This is a genomic window from Candidatus Cloacimonadota bacterium (genome assembly GCA_011372345.1).
In the GTDB taxonomy this organism is placed as follows: domain Bacteria; phylum Cloacimonadota; class Cloacimonadia; order Cloacimonadales; family TCS61; genus DRTC01.
In genome coordinates this window covers 1-2,096 of the sequence record DRTC01000091.1, presented here as the reverse complement: position 1 = coordinate 2,096, position 2,096 = coordinate 1, and the positions used below count along the sequence as shown (strand labels likewise).

Here is a 2,096-nt window from a genome sequence, read left to right as displayed (position 1 = left end):
TAGTTTTATTTTGCTTGCTATCTGCACCAGGATATTTTATAAGGAAGATCAAAAAAAATGAAGAATTTATCAATTTCTAGAAACTTCGGAAATTTAATAGATTATCATCTCCCTCTGAATTTCATGCTCTTCTGCTTTCAATTCAATAATCTCAACCTCAAAATCTGAAAGCATTTCCCGCAAATTCTTCAAAGCCGGATATTCCGTATAAAAATGTCCGGCATCAATGATCGGTATTTTGCTGTCTAATAAAATATGATAAGTGAAATCAGCAGAAACGAAAATATCTGCTCGTCCATAAACTTTGTTGAGAAGAGATGTTCCGGTACCTCCACAAATTGCAATCTTTTGGACAAAATCGCTTTGTGTTCTATCTGCCAGCCAAAGTTTAATAAAAGGAGCTTTCAAATCTCTTTTTACTTTTTGGGAGAAATCTGCGATCGTCATTTTGTTGGATAATTCCCCAATCAAACCAAGTCCGTAATTCTCGCTCGATTTTTCCTGCGGATAAACTGCAAAAGCCGGAGTTTCATAGGGATGAGCGGATTTCATCGCTGAGATAACTCGATTCAAATTGAAGGAATCCACAAAAAATTCCAACTTTCTTTCCACAACTTTTTTCAGTTTGTTTTTCACACCAACATTTGGTTTACTTCCTTCCAAAGGTTTGAATTGACCACTAACTTCATAATCATTTAAACAGTTTTCATAATTCCCGATATTTCCGGCTCCAGCTCCGAAAACCGCTTCTGCAACAGCTTCCATCGAATTTTCGGGAACATAAACCGCAAAATGAAAAAGTTTTGAACCTGATACCGATGAAAGAAATTCAAGATTTTCCAAACCGAGTTTTTCAGCAAGAGCATAATTCACACCTTTTTGAACAACATCGAGATTCGTGTGAGCACAAAAAACCGAAATGTTACTTCTAATCAATTTTAAATAAAGCGGATTTGTGATATTTTTGATCGGTTGAAAAATAAAGGGATGATGGGAAATTATCAAATCGACATTTTCTTTGATCGCTTTCCTGATCGCATTTTCGGTTACATCGAGAGTCAGAAGAATTTTTTTCACTTCTGCTTCCGCATCTCCAAGTTGAAAACCGACATTATCCCAATCGTAGGCAAGATTTGGATTGGCGATTTTATGAATATGCTCAACGATATCTTCTACTTTTATTTGTTTCATTTTTGCTCCTTTTTTTGCCATTGATTTTCGCGGATTAAACGGATAATTAAACCTTGCGAATGGTCGAGGAACGAGACCTTCGCAATGGTTGACAGCCCTCATCTGGCCATTATGGATGTATTGCAAACTGGTTTATAGTCTCGTATCCGACCATTACGAAGGATTCGCAAGCTCAACCATCCGCAAGGCCATGATTCTTTCATTCCTTCATTATTGAGTCCACTCTAAAAAGGTCAAATTCAATAAAATTAGAAACCGTTAAAACGATTAATACTTTTTCCTGTTTCATTAACCACCAACTTAAGTTGGTGGTTAATAAGAAGATAGAGGTCATTAATCGATTCATCAGTTTCCAAATTCCGTGTAAAATTTCATACATATTCCAAATTATTGCCTTTTTAGAGTGGACTCATTATTAATTCATTAATTTTCTCTTTCACTTCATAATAGGAAAAGCCGCGTCTGGTCAGATAATTCAGGCATTTTTCAATTTTTTCTTTATCTGAAAATCCGGAATATTTCGATAAAGTTTTTATAACATTTTCTGTTAAAATATTTTCCTCAATTTCGGCAGAATATTTTTCTGCAAGAACCTTGTTAATAATTTTTCCAGAAATATGTTTCTCAAATAATTTTATTTTAATTTCTGTCGAATTTTTCTTTTTTGCAATTAAGCTTTCAACAAATAATTCAGCAAATCTTTCGTCATTCACAAAATTATTAGAAATAGCTTTCTCAACCAGTTTTTCGGAAATTTCGGGATCGAGATATAATTGATCTAAAAACATTTTGCATTCCCAAATCGATCTTTCACGATATGTAAGAAAATTCAGAAGTCTATCCCACGCATAAATTGTGATCTGCTTTCTCAGTTCCCTGCTTTTACCTTTAGATAATTCTACTTC

General features: G+C 34.3%; 2 protein-coding genes. Both read right to left on the bottom strand.

Annotated elements, in window-relative coordinates:
- Positions 1-93: 93 nt before the first annotated feature.
- On the bottom strand, positions 94-1,317 hold the full coding sequence (locus tag ENL20_01710) for a Nif3-like dinuclear metal center hexameric protein (protein ID HHE37273.1): 1,224 nt from the start codon (positions 1,315-1,317) through the stop codon (positions 94-96).
- A gap of 272 nt (positions 1,318-1,589) precedes the next feature.
- Positions 1,590-2,096 (bottom strand): RecX family transcriptional regulator (locus ENL20_01705; GenBank protein ID HHE37272.1); only part of this gene is annotated, 507 nt, incomplete at its 5' end.